Raw genomic sequence first — 322 nt, forward strand, 5'->3', positions numbered from 1 at the left:
CTCCAATCATTGCAACTGCAAGTGGTACTGTAATAGAATCTGCCATGAAAGGTGGAAATGGAAACTATGTGAAAATAAAACACAATAGCACATACACGACTCAATATTTGCATATGAGTCAACGAAAAGTAAAAGTTGGTGAATATGTAAGGCAAGGAGATGTGATTGGTTTGGTTGGAATGACAGGAAATACATCTGGGCCACATGTGTGTTATCGTTTTTGGAAATTTGGACAACAAGTGGACCCTTTACGTGAAAAATTACCAACTGCACAACCTATAGATCAAAGCTTAAAGCCGAGGTTTTTAAAGTTTATTGCACC

1 protein-coding gene is annotated in these 322 nt (G+C 37.6%); it reads left to right on the forward strand.

The features are described 5' to 3' along the window. Nucleotides 1-322 (forward strand): M23 family metallopeptidase (locus IU405_RS15525; RefSeq protein ID WP_197439533.1); only part of this gene is annotated, 322 nt, incomplete at both ends.

The sequence above is a fragment of the Polaribacter sp. BAL334 genome, assembly GCF_015767435.1.
Taxonomy (GTDB): domain Bacteria; phylum Bacteroidota; class Bacteroidia; order Flavobacteriales; family Flavobacteriaceae; genus Polaribacter.